The sequence below is a fragment of the Flavobacterium nackdongense genome (assembly GCF_004355225.1).
Classification (GTDB): Bacteria; Bacteroidota; Bacteroidia; order Flavobacteriales; family Flavobacteriaceae; genus Flavobacterium; species Flavobacterium nackdongense.
In genome coordinates, this window is sequence record NZ_CP037933.1 from 789,929 (window position 1) to 811,792 (window position 21,864).

Here is a 21,864-nt window from a genome sequence, read left to right on the forward strand (position 1 = left end):
TCTAGTTGTTGGGTGAAACCCCTGAATAAGGGTCTGTTGATAGTCGAAATGCACCGTTCCCGGGGAACTCCTTTGTAACGAATTCTATTTTTTCAACGGATTGAAATCCGTTGCTACAAAACAAGTCGTTCCGAAGGAACTTTATGGCGAAGAGCCGTAGGCTCGAAACATATTATAAGGATGGATTTCAATCCGTCCTCCCGAAACATATTGTTGGAATGGATTTTAATCCATCAAAAATGAAGCAACACCAATCAAGAAAAGAGCCCAAACTAGGCAAACAATGTACCAAATAAAGTAAAAATGAAAACAAAAATCATCCTCATTCTTCTCGCTTCCTTCCTTTTTGCTGTTCGTTCCAATGCCCAAAACAAGCATCGTAAAGACAGTAAATATCCCAATTACAAAGGACTACTAATGGCTGGCTATCAAGGTTGGTTTCGCGCACCGAAGGATGGAATTATGTATCCCGACGAAACCAAAATGCGCATCGATATGTGGCCCGAGGTTTCCGAATATCAAAAAACCTATCCTACCGGCTTGAAATTGGCCGATGGTTCTACCGCTCGATTTTTTAGTTCGGATGATGCGAGTACGGTCGATCTGCATTTCAAATGGATGAAAGAATACCAACTCGATGGTGTTTTTATGCAGCGGTTTTTCAATGCTACTGATGTAAAAGCGCGACATACAGGCGCGACAAATGTATTGCGAAATGCCATCGCTGCTGCCTCCAAATACGAACGAGCCTTAGGCGTTATGTATGACCTTTCGGGACTTAAAGCGCAGGGTGAAGATTGTTCTAAACTCATCGAGGATTGGAAATACTTGGTCGATTCGTTGAAAGTGACCAATCCATCGGGTACCAACACTTATATTTTGCACAACGGCAAGCCCCTGGTGACTATTTGGGGATTGGGTTTTCCGGATCGTGAGTACAACATTCGCCAGATCGGAATAGACCGCTTTATCGACTTCTTGAAAAATGACCCAAAATATGGGGGATGCGCCGTGATGTTAGGCGTTCCCACCTATTGGCGCGATTTAAATTCGGATTGCGCTTCGGATCCTTACCTGCATGAATTAATCAAACAAGCGGATATTGTTTTGCCCTGGACGGTGCAACGTTTTTCTCCCCTTTTGCACAATGACATGGATCGCTACCGTGACCTAATACTGGGCGACATCAAATGGTGTAAAGAGAACCGATTGGATTATGTGCCTTGCGTTACGCCCGGTTTTAGCTGGCACAATTTGAGCAAATTTGAATTTCCCGATGACATCAAACCGGTAGGATCGATTCCCCGACAGGGCGGACGATTTTATTGGCAACAAATTGCGACGGCAATCAAAGCGGGTGCGACGATGCTCTACATCGCGATGTTTGACGAGGTCAATGAAGGAACGGCCATTTTCAAATGCAGCGATACGCCGCCGGTAAGCACGACCGCTAAATTTATCACGATGGACGGAAAACCTTCGGACACTTATTTGTGGCTAACAGGCCAAGCTGGAAAAATGTTGCGCAAGGAAATACCTTTTTCTGCCCAAATGCCCTATCGAGATACTTCATCAACTTCAAAATAACGGACTTTAAAAACACCCAAAATATGGCTAAAAAATGGAATTGGAAAGGGATACTTCCTATCATAATCGCTTTTATGGTGATGGGCTTTGTGGACATTGTTGCGGTAGCGATCCATCATTTCAAATTGGACTTTGCACTAGCTGATTCGCTCAGTTCGTTGCTGCCCTTCTTGATTTTTGTATGGTTTTTAATTTTAGCCTTGCCCGCAGCCGCAATCCAACACCGCCTTGGTAAAAAAAACATGCTGAGTTTGGGTATAGGAATCGCAGCCGTGGGGATGCTCATTCCAATATTTGAACATTCGATAAGGGCATTGGTAACGGCATTTACATTGGTGGGAATAGGTAACACGATGGGTCAAGTGGCGGCCAACCCACTGCTACAGGGGCTTGCTGGAATCCAAAAATTGCCGCGATTGATGAATGCAGTACATTTTTTCAAAGTACTTGTGCTGGTTATAGGACTTGTAATTTTACCATTTTTTGCCTCCGAATTAGGCGATTGGCGTTTCGTATTTGCCTTGTACACATTAATTTCTGTGTTAGCTATAGCGGGGTTGTGTACAACAAAAATCGAAAAGACAGGCGGTACGAGGGCGCGGTTCTCGGTCCAATCGACCCTGGGCCTGCTCAAAAAGCCAGCGATTTTGATGATGGTTTTAGGCCTTTTTCTCGCAGTCGGGGCCGATGTTGGAATGTATTCCAGTATTGAAAATTATTTGAATTTTGTTTTTGGTTTATCTGTTGAAAAAGCCAGTATTGGTCTGAATTATTATTTTACTGCCATACTACTAAGTCGTTTCCTTGGCACAGTTCTATTGGTAAGGTTTCCAGCGCGAATGTTGCTCATCGCATCCTCATCTTTGGCACTTTTCGGAATTGTTTTGCTACTTTTTGCGCCGAGTCCGTCCATCGGGCTGATTGCAATTGTGCTGCTTGGTTTCGGAATTGGCAACTGCTTTCCTTTAATTTTTTCGATAACACTAACCAAAATGCCTGAAAAAGCCAATGAATTATCGGGTTTGCTCGTGATGGCGGTATCCGGAGGCGCTTTCATCCCATACTTGATGGAACTGATTAGCCAAAACTATGATACCCTTATCAGTTTAATTGTGGTCATTGTATGCTTGGCCTATTTATTTACAATTTCGGTTTTTGAAAGTTTTAAACGCCAACAATTGAAAAAATACCGAGCGCATTACGTGTCCCAATTCTAAAAAAATAAGGAAAACCAGCCGTTATAAAAATCAAAATTATTTCCCATTTCGAACCAAAAGAAAAAAGGAAAAGCCGATAAACGGCACTCCAAATAAAAATTGTTTCAAATTCGATTTAAAATTTACATTTTTTTTGATTTTAACGCCCCGATTAAGCCTTTTTTAAGTAGAAATTAATTCCTCAGTTCTAATTTTGACTTCAATTAATTTATTAAATAACTAAAAAAAACAAAAATTATGAAAAACACTTACTTTTTGAAAGCGGTATTCACACTGATTTTATGTGGATTCTTTTCGATGACCTACGCGGGTACCATTTACTTGTCTGCCACTGGTAATGACAGTAATAATGGACTGAGCATGGGTACGGCAGTAAAATCATTCTCGGTTGCGCAAGGATTGGCTGCAGATGGCGATACTATAATGGTTTCGGGGCTTATAGATTTTGTTAATGATCCTGGAAATACTGCTACTACAACTACATCTGGTCCTTCAACAACGAACAAAGTTGGAATCGTAATAACAAAAAACTTAAACATCCAAGGGACTTCATCGGATACAGATGGATTTCAAGGAGTGGATACCCAAACTTTTATAAATACAAGATTTATTCAATTAACTGCTGATTTTACCCTTGGCTTAAAAAATCTAAAATTAATCAATGGAGCGCTAATAACTGATCTCACAACTGTTGCGGCGGGAGGTGGTGCTATTTTGATGACTAATGGAGCTATTGTTGCTGAAAATGTAGTTTTTGATTCAAACACAACATCAGGGCATTCAGCGATAAGTGGAGGTGCAATTTACATTGGTGGTTCTAATGGATCAGGAAAAGCTACATCTTTCAAAAACTGTGTTTTCAATGCAAACGAAGGGACAAAAGGAGGTCCAATTTACATCCAAAGCGTTGGTAACGGTGGAAAGATCACTTTTGAGGGTTGTGCCATAACTAACAATTTAGCCAATGGTACTACAGGAGGTTCTGCTTTCTACATTCGTTTTAACGCTCCAACAGGAAAACCTGAAATTAACATCATCAATTGTACTATAAGAGGTAATAAAGTGACTGCTAATAATGCAAATGGTGGAGCCATCAACTGGAGTGCAAAAACACCTAATACAGCCTATGTGAACATTGTAAACAGTACCATTACCGAAAATACTACTGGAGGAAGTTCTACTGCTGGTGCTGGAATATATTTTGCATTCGGAACTAATGCAACAGGAAATTATGGTAATTTAACTGTGAGTAATTGTATCGTAGAAGGAAACAAAACAGATGCAGGTGTTGCAAGTGATATGCAGGTTAAAGCTGATGCTGCAACGGGTACAGCTCCTGAAAATACTGTTGGTTATATAGCTGTCAAAAATTCAATGATAGGTGCTGTAACATCCCTTGCGGCTAATGTACCAACAGCTAATATAACTGATGCTACTTATTATAACTACATTACTACTCTTACTCCAGATTTGAAAGCGATGCTTGTAAGAAATAATCCAGACGATCTTAAAGTAAGATATTATACTTTAGGAGATGGATCACCAGCGATTACTTTCGGGAAATCAACATTTTTAAGTCCAATTACTACTGACCAATTAGGCAAAACACGTCCTTCTACTACTGATATTAGTGCTGGTTCAGTAGAGAAAAATCCTGTACTAGGATTGAGAAAAAATCTTGACAGTGCTATCCTAGTCTATCGCAATGCCAACAACCAAATTACCGTTGAAAACAGCACTAACGACTACACTGGGTCGATCACGGTGTACAATACACTTGGTCAAGTGGTAGCCAAAACAGCGGCTACAGGAGCAAGAACTACCATTGAAAAATCATTGAACGCAGGAGTTTACATCGTTAGGTTAAACACTACAGCGGGTTCAGCTGCGAAAAAAGTAATTATTAACTAGTTCCCCACAAAACGGAGCTGTCACATAACAACTTTCAATACATAATGGTAATAATTGTACTTGCGATAATTATTACCATTATTTTTGAATTTATTACGAAAACGATTTAGTTTTAGAATCAGTGGAAAGAAAAATGGAGTAGTCGTTTTTTGAATCTCCATACAATTGCGAGCATCAACGTGTAGACCGCTTTTTTTTAAAAAACCAAATCAACGGCAACTTGACAATCCTTATGAAAAAAAATGTTACGCTACTTATACTGCTACTCTGTTTCCAATTTCCGGAAACCAGCTGGGGTCAGACTATTGTATATCCTTGGAGAGCTACTACAGCCATAGTAAAAACTGGCGATAGCTTCGAAGTTTGGTTTAATGCTACAGCAGGTCAAACTATTAAGTCAATACGTTTGCAAGGGCCTTACAACACCGTTGCCACCACTTACAGCCTGCAATCAGGCCGTTGGATTTATGACATCACCTCATTGAACACCTACAACACAAAAATCACCGTCAAAGTTCCTCAAAAAACGCCTGCTGATCGCTATGATATTATTCTCAATACCTCAACGGGACCAGCAACATCATTGGCTGGCGTTAAAGTAATCAAGGACTACAAAGACTCCTATTATATTGTACACTTCTCGGATATTCATGCTTTCCAAAATGGAAATAAAACAGCTTTAAACCGACTTTCGACTATCGTCGATATGGCTAATATCATCAACCCCGAAATGATCTTCAATACGGGTGATAATTTATACCGTCCTAGCGAAGACCGAATGAACCAACTTTTTAGCGGCAATAAAGTATTGGGTCTGAAAGGACTGAATCAACTAAGTGCAGCAACCTTTACAGTGGTCGGAAACCACGATACCGATTTTGATAAAGTTCCTGAAGAAGGATTTTATCCTGAAAAATCAAAATGGTGGAACCAATGGTGGGGACTGCAAGCCTATAATTTCAAATACAATAACGGACGATTTATCGTAATTAATGACGCTTGGATCGGCTTCGATCCGACCAAGCAAATAGAAGAAGCCTCGGTTTGGCTTACAAAAGCAGGTCCAGGAAATTTGAGGTTGGGAGCCGCACATATTCGCGATTCCGAACTGCTGGATTTGGATAAAAAAGTGAACTTTAACCTAGTTTTAGTTGGACATAATCATCATATCGCCAATACCAATCCGAGCCTATTCAATGCTAAACCGATTCAGTACATATCGAATTCTATGCGCGAACACTTGGAATTTAATTTGTATAAAATAAATAGCAAAACAGGCACTGCAGAAGCCGTCGGTAGCCCTACTGCACAAGTAGAATATATCGAAAATCCAAGCGATTTTGACCGTCCTGAATTGTACAAACCCAAACTGCGACTGACCTACGTTCAACCCAATACGGGCACAATAAAAAATAACACAGCCAGCCTAGTCAATACTTTCTCTTTCCCAATCGAAGCTGCGCGCATCCGATTTGTGATGCCTTTGGGCAGTAAATACGGAGTTTCTAAAGGCAAAATCGAACAATCTTTCGATGGCCAATCGTACCATATTGTCGATATTCAACTCAATATAGAACCCAATAGCACCAACGAAATAACAATTTTTCCTTTGCCATAATACAATTCAATGATTTTCAAGTCGTAAGACTTCAACAAAACCCAACACAATGAAAAGAATTAACTATCTATTAGCCTTGCTCCTAATTAGCCTATTTTCGACACTCTCTTCCTATTCGCAAGATATAGGAGCCACTTTTTGTTGGCATTTCGAAGAGATCTATGGTGGGCATGCGCATTCCTATAACCAATCGATTGTCACGGAAAACCTACCTACTACTGCTGTTTCCCCAAAAGCCCGATGGGAAGGTATGGATCAATGGTGGGAAAATATGGTCGAAGAGGTGGATTATGCCGGATTGGACTATGTAGCCTTGCTTTCAAGAGGCACGCAACCCAATCAAACTAAAGATTTGGGCGCGGGAGACCCTAAGCATATTAAGACTATGGTAAAATATATGCAGGACCGTGCAGCCAAATTTAAACTGGCCATTTTTGACGATTGTCCCAATTCTTGGACGGCGAGCCGTAACTATAATCTCTACGGAAAAGACTCTAGCCAATACGAGTTATTTGATTGTGGCAATGCCGACAATTATAAATACATCTGGGATTACAACCTAAAACTAGCATTCGAAAACATCCCGGATAATATGCGTTACAAAATAGACAATCGCCCAGTTATTATCTTTTGGTCGGTAAAAGATACCTGGATGTCCAATATGGAGGGTAACCTTTCTAAGATTATTGCTCATATCAAACAAAAATGCCAAGCGGATTTTGGTTTTTTACCTTACCTCATCGTAATGTCGCCTTGGTTTGACAGAGATTCTTCCTTAACTCCTGCTATGGTAGATGCGGCTCATGGCTGGTTTTCCTCTGCAGGAGGAACTTCATTTTCCCTGACCAATCTCAACAATTTCAAAGCGGGTGTTTGTGTTCCCAGCTTTGTAAAGCCAGTGGAACAACCCAATGGTTCCTTGTATCCTTACATGAATGTAAAAGACCAAGGAGACCGTTTGCGCTACGGTTTGGACAATACGGTGAAAGCAGGAGCCAATTTAACTTTGGTCGAAGGCTTCACCGATGCTGCCGAAGGAGCGGCGCTATGGCGCAGCAACGAAGAAGGGACCAAGCAATATTACGACTATCCTAATCAAAGATTGAATATTTTAAGAAGCTATACGAAAAATCCGTACCCTTTCAGCCTAAAAATGGAAACGGAAGCTTGTGATTTCAACAATGATTTAACGGCAGGAAATAGTGGCAATTCTTTTTCCTACAGCAGCGCAACATTCAACAGAAATCTGGATATATTAAAATGTTCCGATACAGGAGGTGGTTGGTTTGTAACCAATACCGAAGCCACCGAATGGATGGAATGGAGAGAACTGCCTTTGGTTCCTGAAAATAAATTTGAAATCCGGTACAAATCGACTGCTGCTGCTTCTATTTTTATCTCAATAGATGGCGTAGCTCAACCTACAGTAATACTTCCGGCAACCAATAGCGCTTGGACGACGATTGACGCAGGAACATTTATCAACGGTGCAAATAGCGCACGTACTGTTCGATTGACCATTGCATCTGGTTCGCCAGACATTAACTATTTTACCAGAACAAACCTGAATACAGGACCAGTAAATGTATCCTCTGTGGCCGTAACACCGGCTGCAGCTAGCGTAGTCAAAACCAAAACGCTCCAATTAGTAGCGGCAGTTAGCCCTTCGTATGCGACGAACACCAAGCTAACTTGGTCTAGTAGCAATACCTCAATCGCAACGGTCGATGCTTTCGGTTTGGTAACAGGTCTTGCACTAGGAACAGCTACCATTACCGTCACTACTGAAGATGGAGCAAAAACCGCCACCGCTGAGATTTCAGTAGTAAACCCTTCGACACAAATCACCCTTCAGGCGGAGGATGCCCTTTTATCAGGAGCCACTATAGCCGCCAATAATGCAGGCTATAACGGCACTGGCTTTGCAGACTTTAATGGTGCTGCGGGCGATTACATCAAATGGACTGTCGCAGTACCTGCAGCAGGGAATTATGATTTAACTTTTAGATACGCCGTTGCAAGTGGCAACAGACCCTTAAATCTATCTGTAAACGGTACAGTAGTAGTTGTAGCAATGCCATTCCCAGGAACAGGTGCTTGGAATATTTGGAAAACGGTAAGTAGCACACAAGCACTAAAAGCGGGTGTTAACGAAATTCAATTGACTGTCGGTACAGGCAATGGTGGCAATATCGATGAATTAGTAGTGACCAATGTTTCCAATCTTGGTACAAATGACATCGAAGCTTATCAAAAAGAAAAATCAGTGGCTGTCTATCCTAATCCCTACAAAGGCGGTGATTTATCAGTGGAATTAACTGGTTTTAACACTCAAAATGAGGTAAAAATCAAAATCCTGAATCTCATTGGACAAGAAGTGTACCACACCTCAATAAGCCAATCCAATCGTGCCGATATAAATCTTTCAGGCAAATTAAACGAAGCCATTTACTTTGTTTCCATTGAATCTGGAAACACTCAGATAGTAAAAAAATTGATCGTGAAATAGTGGTTTGTCAAAGTGGAATAAGGTGGTGCATCAATTGTTACCACCTTATTTTTTTGGGATTTTGAATCCTTTTCATTCAAAAAAATGACGCATAAAACTTAAAATAATTTCAAAAAATGAGCAAAAAATTCATCACAAGCGTAGCGGTACATCTTGGTTTACTTTTAACCAATTCATTACTTTATTCGCAGATTATAAATTATGCCCCCGTTCAAGAATTGGCACGAATCAAAGACCCTGAAATCAATGAAATCAGTGGTGTTGCCAGTTCCTATAACCGTCCTGAAACATTTTGGATACACAATGACTCGGGAGATCTGCCAAGAATTTTCTTGGTCGACAAGGCGGGTAACACACTCACGGTAGGTACAATTGCCAATGCCTCGGCCAACGATTGGGAGGATATTGCCTCTTTTCAACTGAACGGTACCTCCTATTTAATCATCGCCGATATTGGGGATAACGCCTCTGCCAGAACGCAATATAGCCTTTATATCATCGAGGAACCTAAACCGAATCCCGATGGCAGCTATCCAAGCTCCTTCCCAATTCAAAGAAGAATCAACTTTACCTACGACACGGGTGCGCAGAATTGCGAATCGCTGGCGGTCGATGTGCAAAGCGGAAAAATTCTTTTAGTGAGCAAAACAAGTTACGGGGGAACCCAAAAAATCCGCTATGTTCATCAATTGCCACTCTCGGTTGCTAGTGGAACCGTAACTGAAGTCGCTCAAAAGATTCAAGAATTTGGCACTATTGCCGAGGCTACCACGGGGATGGATATATCCAACGATGGTAGATATGCCATCATACATACTGTGTTGGATGGGAATTTTGAGTTTACTCGCAATCAAAATGAAACTTGGGCCGAAGCTTTTGTTAAAGAGCCCCGCAGAATAGGAATTCCGGAGGAGCGAGGTTACGAAGGGATTTGTTACGGAACAAATGGTATTGATTTATATCTAATGAAGGAAGGGCTTAATTCACCCATACTATTTTATCAAGGTACTGTCAACAATACCATTACCAACGTAAGTTCTGTAGCGGTTACGCCAAAACTAGCCAGCATCAACATCACTACGACAGTACAATTAGCCGCCTCCGTAGCGCCAACTGATGCCACAAATCCCAAAATAATTTGGTCCAGCAGTGACCCTTCAATTGCAATGGTTGACAGCAAAGGCTTAGTGACGGCGGTCGGTATCGGAACAACAAAAATTACCGCCACTTCCGAAGACGGAGGCAAAACAGACAGCGCAGACATCACCGTACTAAATCCAACCACACTGATTACGCTTCAGGCTGAGGATGCATTTTATTCAGGTGCGCTTTTAGGCACTAATCAATCGGGATACAATGGAACTGGTTTTGTGGATTTTGTTAATGCCACCGGTGATTATATCAAATGGACGGTGACCGTACCCACAGCAGGAAATTATGAGTTGAGTTTTAGATATGGTTTAGGCAATACTGCTCGACCACTCCAATTAAAAGTGAATGGAACTGTAGTGGTAGCTTCATTGCCTTTTCCCTCAACAACACTATGGTCTAATTGGCAAAATGTAATCAGTATCCAAGCATTAAATGCAGGAACTAACGAAATACGGTTAACTACTATCGGTTCTAATGGCGGCAATATCGACCAATTACAAGTCACCAATGCGACAAACTTGGGTACAAAACCAGCGGAATCCATTGAAAAAAAAACCATCCATCTGTATCCCAATCCCTATCAAGAGGGTAAATTAACAGTGGTATTAAACGGTTTTGACACTCAAAATGAGCTGAAAATCAAAGTTCAAAATCTCCTTGGGCAAACCATTTACCAGACAACGATACGCGAATCCAATCAGGCTGTTTTAGACCTTTCGGGCAAATTGAACGAAGCCATTTACTTTGTTTGTATCGAATCGGGCGACACTCAAGTAGTAAAAAAACTGATGGTACATTAAACACTAATAAAATGCTATTACTATAACCAAAAAAATGAATTATTAACTTAAACTATAACACAATGAAAAAACAAAGATTACAGATTAGCTTGCTTATGATTGGTTTTTTTATGTCTATCCCCATTGCTTTTTCGCAAGATGTAGGAGCTACCTTTTGTTGGCAATACCAAGAAATTTATGGTGGACATCGTGGTTACATTTACAACAAGTCGATTGTAACAGACAACTTACCCAGCACCACGACCCCTGAATGGATAGGAATGACCCAATGGTGGGAAAATTTAGCCGAAGAAATTGATTATTCAGGAATTGATTTTATCGCTTTATTGAGCCGAGGAGATCAGCCCAATGCGCCCGATCGAGGAAACGGAAACCCCACACATATTGCTAAAATGGTTACTGCAATGACCACCCGGGGAACAACCAATTTCAAATTGGCTATTTTCGATGACTGCCCCAACTCTTGGACCGGAAGTAAAAATTGGAATGAATCTGGTGGGACTGATTACAACACGACAACCAACAAATTTGATTGTAGTGTAACGGCCAACTACAAATACATTTGGGATTACAATCTTAGACCTGCGATTGCAGCAATTCCTGATAACAAACGTTATAAAATAGATGGAAGAATGGCCATCTTTTTTTGGTCAGTAAAACCTACTTGGATGAGCAATACACAAGGGAATCTTTCCAAAATCCTGAATCACATTCGAACCAAATGTCAGACCGAATTTGGATTTGTACCCTATATTATCATTGATAAAGATTGGCTCGATAATGATAGCACTTTATCAACTGCTACTGTTGATCAGGTTCATGGATGGTTTTCGGCTGCGGGAAATACCTCGTACACGCTGGAAACTTGGAATGGAAAAAAAGCAGGGGCTCTCTGCCCTGGCTTTGGTAAACCGACCGAAACAACTGCTTTCTTAGACCCGAGCATGGGCACTACAGATAATGGAAAGCGATTAAAAACTGGCCTAACTGCGACTGTGGATTCCGGAGCCAGAACTACCTTGGTAGAGGGCTTTACTGATTCAGCCGAGGGAGCCGCTTTATGGCGTAGCAATGACAGTGACTATTACGATTATCCAAATCAAAGACTCAACATTTTGAGAAGATACACTAGCGACCCCTATCCCACTAACCTCAAAGTGGAAGCCGAAGCTTGTGACTTTAATTCAGATGTCACTGCCACCAATACTGGAGGTAAATTTTTGAAAGCAGGAAATCTGGATGTTGAAGAATGTTCAGACCAATATAGCGGATGGAATGTAACCGATACCCAAGCCAATGAATGGATGGAATGGAGAGAATTACCACTATTGAAAGAAACCAAATTCAAACTCCGATACAAATCAACAGCAGCTGCATCTATTAAATTTTCGGTAGATGGCACAGCACTTTCCACCATATCCTTAGCTTCAACCGCTGGGGCTTGGACCACAATCGATGCCGGAAATTACTCCACGGCAAACAACAGTTTGCACACCGTGAGGCTAACTATTGTTTCTGGTTCACCTGACATCAATTATTTTTCTAGAGTTAACGCAATCGTTGTAGTGACTAGTGTGGCCGTTACTCCAGCAACTGCCACCATTACCGATGGGGCTACCCAACAACTTACGGCTACTGTAGCACCGAGCAATGCAAGCAATAAAACGGTAACTTGGACTTCTAGTAATACCGCTGTGGCTACGGTCAATGCCTCGGGATTGGTAACTGCAGTAAATCCTGGAACTGCTACCATTACAGCAACTACTCAGGATGGCGCCAAAACAGATACTTCAGTGATTACCGTTACGGGCGTGTCGAATGTAATGCAAAATCTCCAAGCAGAAAGCGCTACTTATGTCGGAGCTGTACTCGCCACCAACCAAACCGGATACAAAGGAACTGGTTTCGTAGATTTTGTAAATGATACTGGTGATTATATTCAATGGTCGGTCAATGTTCCTACTGCTGGAACTTATGAATTGAGCTTTAGATATGCGTTACCAAACGGTGGACGTCCGCTCGAATTAAAAGTAAATGGCACAGCGAAAATCGCCTCTTTCGACTTCCCAGCTACTGGATTATGGAATACTTGGTCCACCGTATCGACCAGCCAAACCTTGAACGCCGGAAATAATACCATCAGACTTACTACTATTGGCAGCAATGGCGGCAATATCGATTTACTTTCTGTAGCGCCTTATGTAGACACTTGCGATGCGTTGAGTACTTGGGATTCGGCTGCAGCCAATGCCCTGACCTATACCTCAACGAATAAAAAACAAGGAACAGGAGCTGTTCAAATGGTAGGCAGTGGCACGGAAGAATTCAAAAAAGTATTTTCTCCTGCCTTCAATTCCGGCACTACTGTGGCCAACGGGCTGTTGAACTTTTGGTACTACATCTCTGATGTGAGCAAAACGGGCACTGTAATTGTCGAGCTAGGAAGCGGAGGTGCAGCAGATGTCAATGAATTAAGTTGGTCCTTAAGCGGCTTAGTCAATGGATGGAATGAAATTAGCTTGCCTTTGAGCAGCGCAAATCAAACAGGTACCGCCAATTTGAATGCGATCAATTGGTTCCGTCTTTTCAGTTCAAAAACGGCGAGTATCACTACCCGAATCGATGCGATTCAACTACTGAATTCCGCCACAGTAGCTTCTTCTCAGCGAAAAGCGAATACCTTAGGAACAGTGGAGAATAGCCTTACTAATGCTGCTACAAAATCCATTACCGTTTATCCAAATCCATACAAAGACGGCACATTGTCACTAGATATTCTTGGTTTTGAAGCATCGAAAGCAGTCCAACTTAAAATCACTAATTTGTTAGGGCAAGTGATTCATCAAGAAATCTTAACGGATACGGCGCACAAAGAATTGAATTTATCCGGACGTTTGAACGAAGCCGTTTACTTTATTTCACTTGAAGATGGTGACAATAAAATAGTCAAAAAACTAATGGTAAAATAAGTATTCATTAAAAACCCGTAAATTAGGAATTCTAAAGTAGCGTTCCGATTTATGGGTTTCTTTTTTCTATTAATTCTTAAATTAAAAAAAATGAAAAAAATTTATGCTTCTACATTGCTTTTGCTTTGTTTCTTAACCTCAAGCTGGAGCCAAAATATTGTTTATCCTTGGCGTGCCACAACGGCCATTGTAAAAACCGGGCAAACTTTTGAAGTTTGGTTTAATGCCGCCAGCGGACAAACCGTGAATTCAATTGAACTCAAAAGTCCCTATATTACCCTAAACACATCGATAAATACGGTAACTGGCAATTGGACGTACGATGCATTGTCTGGCAACAAATACAACCAAAAAATTACGGTAACCGTTCCGACAACAGCCCCAGCCGACCGCTATGATTTAGTACTCCTTACTTCGTCTGGCAATATCACTTCCTTTGGCGGTGTCAAAGTGCTCAAAGAATTCAAATCCGATTATTATATTATGCATTGGTCCGATGGGCATTTGTACCAAAACGGTTATGACACCAACCTTTTAATGAAAAGAAAGGATAAAATGATTGATATTGCTAATATTATCGACGCTGAAATCATCATTGAAACGGGTGACAATATGTATAATGTTCGAAATAATCCTTCCCGTGAAGTTGATTATTTTATTGGCAATACAACGCAAGGCACAAAAGGAATGGCCAAAGCAACGGCTGCCACTTTTATGACACCAGGCGACCACGAAGGATTAAACGGCAACGACTATGCGCAAGGAACCGTTCAGGAAAACTCAGACTTCTTTAATGATTATTATGGCTTGCAATTTCATTATTTCAAATATGGAAATGCACGCTTTATGAATTTAAATAATGCTTGGGGATTATCAGCAACCAATAATGGCGTTCACCAATATGAAGTAGATGAGTCGAAAGCTTGGCTAGATGGCGCAGGTAGTGGTGGAAATTTTTTAGTTACTTCGGGTCATTGTTACGATAGAATACATAAGTTCATAAATGATTATAAACCGCTTGATTTGGTTTTAGCGGGAGACAAGCATCATTCTGGACCGGAAAATCCGTGGGCAATAGCAACAGGAAGCCCGAACATCGCCTACATTGTGAACTCTATACGGGATCATTTTCAATTTAATATCTTCAAAGTAAACAACTCCGCTGGAACATTTACAAAACCTGCAGGTCCTACAGCGATGATTAATGTCCTCAATAGTGGTGACGAAGATGTACCATCGACTTGGGTAACCAACTTAAATTTATCCTTTTCCAGTTCAAATACGGGTACAGTTACTTCCAATACTGCCACAATTGATAATAAATTCGATTTCCCAATAACAGGAGCAAAAGTGCGGTTTGTTGTACCCAAAGGCAATGAGTATACTGTTACCAATGGAACAATTACGCAGGAATTTGATGGAACTACCTACCACATCGTTGATGTTGCAACCGATCTTAGTGCCAATGCTACTAAAGCGATTAGCATTTCTAAAATTACTACCATTCCTGTTACAAGCGTAAGCCTGACACCGGCGACTGCAACAATTATCGACGGAAATACCCAACAACTTTCGGCTACTATTGCACCCACAAATGCTAGCAATAAAACAGTAAGCTGGTCTTCCTCCAATACTGCTGTGGCCACTGTTACAACTTCAGGTTTGGTTACTGCTATAGCGGCTGGAACGGCGACGATAACAGTTACGACCCAAGATGGAAGCAAAACGGATACTTCGGTAATTACAGTAACTGTTCCTGTAACTAGTGTGAGTGTTTCTCCAGCAACTGCAACAATTATCGACGGAAATACCCAACAACTTACCGCTACTATTGCACCCACAAATGCCAGCAATAAAACAGTGAGCTGGTCTTCATCGAATACGGCTGTGGCTACGGTAAATGCATCTGGATTGGTCACTGCGGTTGCGGCTGGAACGGCGACGATAACAGTTACGACCCAAGATGGAAGCAAACCGGATACATCGGTAATTACAGTAACTGTTCCTGTAACTAGTGTGAGTGTTTCTCCAGCAACTGCAACAATTATCGACGGAAATACCCAACAACTTACCGCTACTATTGCACCCACAAATGCAAGCAATAAAACAGTGAGCTGGTCTTCATCGAATACGGCTGTGGCTACGGTAAATGCATCTGGATTGGTCACTGCTATAGCGGCTGGAACGGCGACGATAACAGTTACAACCCAGGATGGAAGCAAAACGGATACTTCGGTAATTACAGTAACTGCAGTAATTGCCGGACCTCAAGTGCTTCAGGCTGAAAACGCTGCTTATAGTGGAGCCGTTGTTGCTACCAATCAAACAGGATACAATGGCAGTGGCTTCATTGATTTTACCAACAATACAGGAGACTATCTACAATGGACAGTCAACGTCCCCACCGCAGGATCCTACGATTTAAGTATTAGATACTCCTTATTAACTGCTGGCCGCCCTCTTGAACTCAAAGTAAATGGAACTGTAAAAGTGGCTTCATTAGATTTTCCTGCCACAGGATCTTGGTCTACTTGGTCCGTGCTCACTAGCACGCAAACCTTGATTGCAGGAAGCAATACCATCAGGTTAACCACTATTGGCAGCAATGGCGGAAATATTGATGAATTGACTGTGGCTCCCGTCGCCAAATATTTAGATACTTGCGACGCAATAACCAACTGGGGGTCAGCAAGCTCTAACGCTATTTCGTATTTTACTACCGACAAAAAACAAGGCTCGGGTTGCATTCAAATGATAGGCAGCACGACAGAGGAATTCAAAAAAGTATTCTCTACTCCTTTCAATTCAGGAACTACCATCGCCAATGGCGCCTTGTCTTTCTGGTATTATGTGTCAGATGTTTCCAAAATCGGAACCGTTAGAGTCGAATTAGGCAGCGGTGGCGCCGCAGATGTCAATGAATTAAGCTGGGCTTTGAGTGGATTAGCTAATGGGTGGAATCAAATCATTCTTAATACGGCCGACGCCAGTATTGCGGGAACTCCAAATATGAGCGCCCTGAATTGGTTCCGCATTTATGACACTAAAACAGCGAGCATCACCACACGAATCGACGCAATTCAAGTTATGGATGCCAGCATACCTCCTAGTACGCAACGAAAAGCAAATACCTTAGGAACAGTAGCGAATGAGCGTACTAATGCTGCTACAAAATCCATTACCGTTTATCCAAATCCATACAAAGACGGCACATTGTCACTAGATATTCTTGGTTTTGAAGCATCGAAAGCAGTCCAACTTAAAATCACCAATTTGTTAGGGCAAGTGATTCATCAAGAAATCTTAACCGATACGGCGCACAAAGAATTGAATTTATCCGGACGTTTGAACGAAGCCGTTTACTTTATTTCACTAGAAGATGGTGATAACAAAATAGTCAAAAAACTAATGGTAAAATAAGTATTCATTAAAAACCAAAATTAAATCTAGAATCATTTAAGCCAGTCGCGTAGCAAGTTTACCGGCTGGTTTTTTCATTTTCCCTTGTATTTCATCGATTTTATTCCAATTCGAGAAAATAAGCAGCTTTTTTTATTTTTTTCTTATAAAACCCCCTTTCAATTAATGGAATATTAATCCATAATTAATCGTTGCTAGGTACTTTTATAGTGAAAAATTAAATAACTGAGCCGAATTAGTGGATTGGACGCAAAACTTAACAGGGTTTTGTTGTCCTATAGTAAAAAAATCAATGAACAGACCAAAACCAAACAATAGCAGTAACAATAGTAAATCGCTACGATTTTTTAAAGCCTTTTGCGTCCTCTCTATTTTGGTATTATCCCCTTCAAGTCTTATAGCTCAGGTTGGAGCTTCCCTACCCTTTACCATTTATGAAGCGGAAAACGGAGCCTTGGCAGACGGAGCGAGCATTCTTTCGCAAATGGGCATACCTTCTGCTCCCACTGTTGAATTTGAATCTTCAGGTCGAAAATGTGTGCAGTTAAACGCTAATAATGAATCCGTTTCTTGGACCACTACTGCTACTGCTAACGCCATTGTTGTTCGGCTTTGTATTCCCGATGCCCCAAATGGCGGTGGAATCGATGCGACATTAAACCTGTATGTTGATGGCATTTTTCGCCAAACTATAAATACCACTTCAAAATACAGTTGGATTTACGGCAATACCGGTGGCGGAATGGAAGATAATGATCCCGCTTCTGGCACTCCAAAACGATTTTATGAATCCAGCAGGGCTTTTATAAGTGGCGCAGCCGTAGCGGCAGGAAGCGTTATCACACTCAAAAAAGACAGTGACAACAGCGCCAACTATTACAAAATAGATTTGATCGCACTAGAAAATGTGGGAGCTGCTCTCAGCCAACCCGCCAATACACTTTCTATCACTAGTTATGGTGCCATCCCCGATGATGGAAATGATGATTCTACGGCCATAAAAAATTGCATCGCGGCCTGCCAATCGCAAGGCAAAGGAATGTGGTTACCGGTGGGAGAATTTCACTCCACTGGAATTATAAATGCTACTGGAATCAGTATTTATGGTGCTGGAATGTGGTACACACGAAACACACGTACATTTACTACTACTGCTACAAGGCACAAATGGAATTTGACCAATTGCAACATTCAAGATTTGTATATCTTCAACCCCGAAACGGCACGACTTGCAGCAGAAGGGCACGATTATGGAATGACTTGTCAGGGCGCTTTGGGTTACACTATACAACGAGTTTGGGTCAATCACGGTGGAGCGAGTTTTTGGCTCAGCGGCACAGATGCATTGATCAAAGATTGCATTTCGACCGAAAGTTGGGCCGATGGAATTAATCTGAACAATAGCGCTTCTATCCAAGCGAATTATGCTGGTATTCGAATGACGGCACAAAACAACTTTCTAATCGGTTCGGGAGATGACGGAATTGCCTTAAATGCCCAAAATGGCGGCGGAACTGCTAATAATATGGTTGATGTTAAAATTCTAAATAATACCTCCATAGGTACGATGTGGGCCAACGGAATGCGAATTGCGGGCGGAAGAAATACCATCTTGCAAGACAATCTTATCACGGATCCTACCTCATCCAATGGCATCCGAATTGGTAAATTTGGAACCACTGGAAATCCTTGTGAATCAGTTTTAGTTTCAGGAAATACCATTCTGCGAGGTTGCGGATTAAGACCCCTTTACGGTCAAGGAGGTATTTGTGTAGCCGATGGAGCGATAGCCACTGTCGAAAATAATACCATCAATGATTCTGGCGCTATAGGAATCGATGTGCAGACTTGCACCGCCACATTTACAAGCAACAGCATCAACAATCCCGGGACTTATGGCTTTCTAATCAAGTCCGGTTCGACTGGTTCTGGAATTTTCACTACCAATACGGTGGCCAAAATGACCATTGGTATTGTTCCCTATCAAAACAATGCGTCTTCTACCTTTGCCACCACCTTGACGAAAAATAGTTGGCAGAACCTAAGTATTTCGGATTTGGGTACTACCCAAAAAAGCAAAACAATTCATCTTTATCCAAACCCTTATACCAATGGGATTTTATCGATTAATTTAATTGGTTTTGAACAATTTGACAATACTACCATTAAAATTAGGAATCTCCTCGGACAAATCCTGTACGAACAACCTCTTTTCAACACTACAAATAACGAAATAGACTTATCAGGCAAATTACCCAAATCGATTTACCTTATTGCCATCGAGTCGAATAAGTCGCAAATAATTAAAAAACTGATTGTGAATTAAAAATTAATTTAAAATGAAACCTGCAAGCCTTTGGGGCCTATCATCATTAGACCTTGTTATTATTCTTATCTATTTTATTGTCATTATCATCATCGCTTTCCGAGCGGCAAGATTAGTAAATAATCGCGAAGATTATTTTATGGCAGGCAGGCGTTTCGGGAAATTAATTCAGACTTTTGCGGCCTTCGGACAGGCAACATCGGTAGAAAATGTCACTACTACTACAACGATGGTCAACTCTAATGGTGCTTCGGGCATTTGGGCTATGTTGGCGGGAGGGTTGATCAATTTGCCGGTTTTTTGGATGACCTCTATTTGGTACCGACGGCTGCGTTTACTCACTTTAGGCGATTTTTTCGAAGAACGGTACAGCTCAAAAAAAATGGCTGCATTTTATGCGCTTTGCCAAACCATATTCTTCGTACTCATTGCGGCCATAGGTTTAGTAGCGATGTCAAAAACAGTATCGGCGATAGCTGCGAAACCAGTTGAAGAGCTAAATCCTGTTGAAAAAGTGTCTTACTACAAAGCCATTGAACGCGAAAAATTAGAGGCCGCAGATTTTGCTTTGCTTACAGCCAATCAAAAAACGAAACTAGTCGAATTGCAATTGCTTGACCCCAAAAAAGAATATTCCTATATCGATGAAAATTGGCTTATCGTCATTGTGGCTTTTGTCACCTTATTGTATGCCAGTATTGGCGGACTAGCAGCAGCGTTTATGGTCGATTTGATACAAGGCATTTTTATCATTCTACTGTCGATTATGCTCATTCCTTTTGCGATGGCCAAAATCAATGTTCAGTTTGGCAGTCACGGCATTTTAGGCTCCTTCGAGACGATGCACAAGGTTTTACCCGCTTCGTTTATGGAAATTTGGGGTTCGCCCAGTCTCATAGAATTTTCATGGTATTGGATTGCTGGTTTTTCGATTATGATTATTTTAACGACGGCAGTACAAGCCAATCAAATGACCGCTTGCGGTTCGGCTAAAGACGATTATACGGCTCGATATGGCTTTGTTTCGGGTATGCTGCTCAAACGCTATTCGAGTGTGATGTGGGGCATTGTAGCTTTGATGACTGTAGTACTTTATGGAGGCACCATATCCGATCCTGATTATGTCTGGGGACACGCCACTCGCGATTTATTAGGTCCGCTCCATTTGGGACTAGTAGGCTTGATGATTGCTTGTTTGATTGCCGCTTTAATGGCTGCGAAATCGGCATTTATGCTCACTGCGGCTGCGCTTGTAACCAACAATCTCTATCGCCCATTTCGCCCGAATTGTACTGAGAATCACTACATCTGGGCGGGACGAATTTTTAGTGCTTTGTATATGATCGTTTCTGCCTACATCGCGATGCAATCCAATGGGATATTCGAACTTTTCAAAATGACAATGATGTTCAACAGCATACTCGCTGCTGCTTTTTGGCTCGGAATGCTGTGGCGAAGATCCAATCCGATTAGTGCCTGGGTCTCGATGGTGTTTATGTTCATTGCCACTCTCATTTTGCCTTTTGGAATCCCCGTCTTTCCCGGTGTTCGAAGTTCAGAATATTTATGCAAAACAACGCAGGCGATTCCCGTAACCAGGAGTTATACTGCCCGAGAAATGGATGTTAAGGACCGAAATCTTGCGATTGCTTCCTGGAATAATTTGAAGGCCATTGGCAAAGCAGAAGGCGAAAAACCTTTGGTTATCCAAACAGGGCAAAAATTTGAAAAAAAAGTATTGCTGCCTAAGAAATCCATTTTTTGGAGCGAAGGACTAGATTATGCTACTGAAAGACCAACAGGTAAAGGCTATTTGAAAGTGGAATTAATCGCTTTAGATTTAATGGGATGGGATTTATCCAAAAACTCCTATTCGCTGAACGAAACGCTTACTTTTCTGTTTCGAATTATTATTCCTTTCTTGATTTTGACCCTTGTAGCTTTTTTTACCAAACCGCAGAAAAAAGCAATACTGGATCAGTTTTATGGAAAAATGCTCACACCTGTTGTAGGAACACACGAGGATGATGATCGCGAAATGTTGCTCACACGAACCAATCCTACCCGATTCAATCACTTGAAAATTTTCCCGAAATCGAATTGGGAATTTCGAATCTGGAATCGAGAAGACTGGACTGGAGTCATCGTTTCTTGCTTTGCAGTAGCAAGCGTGGTGGCTTTGCTGGTCTTTATAGTCAGCTTGGGAGGAGCATAGAACCGAACATTGATTATTAATAAAAACGATTGAATATAGACACGCAAATTCGAAGTTCGCAATTTGCCAACTGCGAACCTAGTAAGTCAAAGGGTTTTGCACAAAGTTATTAATCAACGACGATATCAATAATTCTATTT

General features: G+C 41.4%; 10 protein-coding genes. All 10 read left to right on the top strand.

Annotated elements, in window-relative coordinates; genetic code table 11:
* Positions 1–303: 303 nt before the first annotated feature.
* Positions 304–1,587 (top strand): glycoside hydrolase family 71/99-like protein, encoded by a 1,284-nt coding sequence (locus tag E1750_RS03165; RefSeq protein ID WP_133275372.1) that lies wholly within the window; start codon positions 304–306, stop codon positions 1,585–1,587.
* 23 nt (positions 1,588–1,610) lie between these two features.
* Positions 1,611–2,804 (top strand): MFS transporter, encoded by a 1,194-nt coding sequence (locus E1750_RS03170; RefSeq protein WP_133275373.1) that lies wholly within the window; start codon positions 1,611–1,613, stop codon positions 2,802–2,804.
* Between the two features lie 237 nt (positions 2,805–3,041).
* On the top strand, positions 3,042–4,715 hold the full coding sequence (locus E1750_RS03175; protein WP_133275374.1) for a T9SS type A sorting domain-containing protein: 1,674 nt from the start codon (positions 3,042–3,044) through the stop codon (positions 4,713–4,715).
* Between the two features lie 232 nt (positions 4,716–4,947).
* Positions 4,948–6,333 carry a metallophosphoesterase family protein gene (locus E1750_RS03180; RefSeq protein WP_133275375.1) on the top strand — a complete coding sequence of 462 codons (1,386 nt, stop codon included), beginning with the start codon at positions 4,948–4,950 and terminating at the stop codon, positions 6,331–6,333.
* A gap of 49 nt (positions 6,334–6,382) precedes the next feature.
* Positions 6,383–8,842 carry a DUF5010 domain-containing protein gene (locus E1750_RS03185; RefSeq protein ID WP_133275376.1) on the top strand — a complete coding sequence of 820 codons (2,460 nt, stop codon included), beginning with the start codon at positions 6,383–6,385 and terminating at the stop codon, positions 8,840–8,842.
* Between the two features lie 116 nt (positions 8,843–8,958).
* Positions 8,959–10,794 carry an Ig-like domain-containing protein gene (locus E1750_RS03190; RefSeq protein WP_133275377.1) on the top strand — a complete coding sequence of 612 codons (1,836 nt, stop codon included), beginning with the start codon at positions 8,959–8,961 and terminating at the stop codon, positions 10,792–10,794.
* A 62-nt stretch (positions 10,795–10,856) separates the two neighbouring features.
* Entirely contained in the window at positions 10,857–13,763 is a 2,907-nt protein-coding gene (locus E1750_RS03195) for a DUF5010 domain-containing protein (RefSeq protein WP_133275378.1), read from the top strand.
* 90 nt (positions 13,764–13,853) lie between these two features.
* Positions 13,854–17,183 carry an Ig-like domain-containing protein gene (locus E1750_RS03200; RefSeq protein ID WP_227873951.1) on the top strand — a complete coding sequence of 1,110 codons (3,330 nt, stop codon included), beginning with the start codon at positions 13,854–13,856 and terminating at the stop codon, positions 17,181–17,183.
* Positions 17,184–17,475: 292 nt separating this feature from the next.
* Positions 17,476–19,509 (top strand): T9SS type A sorting domain-containing protein, encoded by a 2,034-nt coding sequence (locus tag E1750_RS03205; RefSeq protein WP_133275380.1) that lies wholly within the window; start codon positions 17,476–17,478, stop codon positions 19,507–19,509.
* Positions 19,510–19,522: 13 nt separating this feature from the next.
* Positions 19,523–21,724: a sodium:solute symporter family protein gene (locus E1750_RS03210; protein ID WP_133275381.1), complete on the top strand. Its 2,202-nt coding sequence runs from the start codon at positions 19,523–19,525 to the stop codon at positions 21,722–21,724.
* The last annotated feature ends 140 nt before the right edge of the window (positions 21,725–21,864 follow it).

Bases quoted from the DNA above. Each gene is read 5' to 3' on its own strand.
- E1750_RS03190 (WP_133275377.1), top strand. From the start codon at position 8,959: ATGAGCAAAAAATTCATCACAAGCGTAGCGGTACATCTTGGTTTACTT.
- E1750_RS03210 (WP_133275381.1), top strand. From the start codon at position 19,523: ATGAAACCTGCAAGCCTTTGGGGCCTATCATCATTAGACCTTGTTATT.
- E1750_RS03205 (WP_133275380.1), top strand. From the start codon at position 17,476: ATGAACAGACCAAAACCAAACAATAGCAGTAACAATAGTAAATCGCTA.
- E1750_RS03195 (WP_133275378.1), top strand. From the start codon at position 10,857: ATGAAAAAACAAAGATTACAGATTAGCTTGCTTATGATTGGTTTTTTT.
- E1750_RS03180 (WP_133275375.1), top strand. From the start codon at position 4,948: ATGAAAAAAAATGTTACGCTACTTATACTGCTACTCTGTTTCCAATTT.
- E1750_RS03175 (WP_133275374.1), top strand. From the start codon at position 3,042: ATGAAAAACACTTACTTTTTGAAAGCGGTATTCACACTGATTTTATGT.
- E1750_RS03200 (WP_227873951.1), top strand. From the start codon at position 13,854: ATGAAAAAAATTTATGCTTCTACATTGCTTTTGCTTTGTTTCTTAACC.
- E1750_RS03185 (WP_133275376.1), top strand. From the start codon at position 6,383: ATGAAAAGAATTAACTATCTATTAGCCTTGCTCCTAATTAGCCTATTT.
- E1750_RS03170 (WP_133275373.1), top strand. From the start codon at position 1,611: ATGGCTAAAAAATGGAATTGGAAAGGGATACTTCCTATCATAATCGCT.
- E1750_RS03165 (WP_133275372.1), top strand. From the start codon at position 304: ATGAAAACAAAAATCATCCTCATTCTTCTCGCTTCCTTCCTTTTTGCT.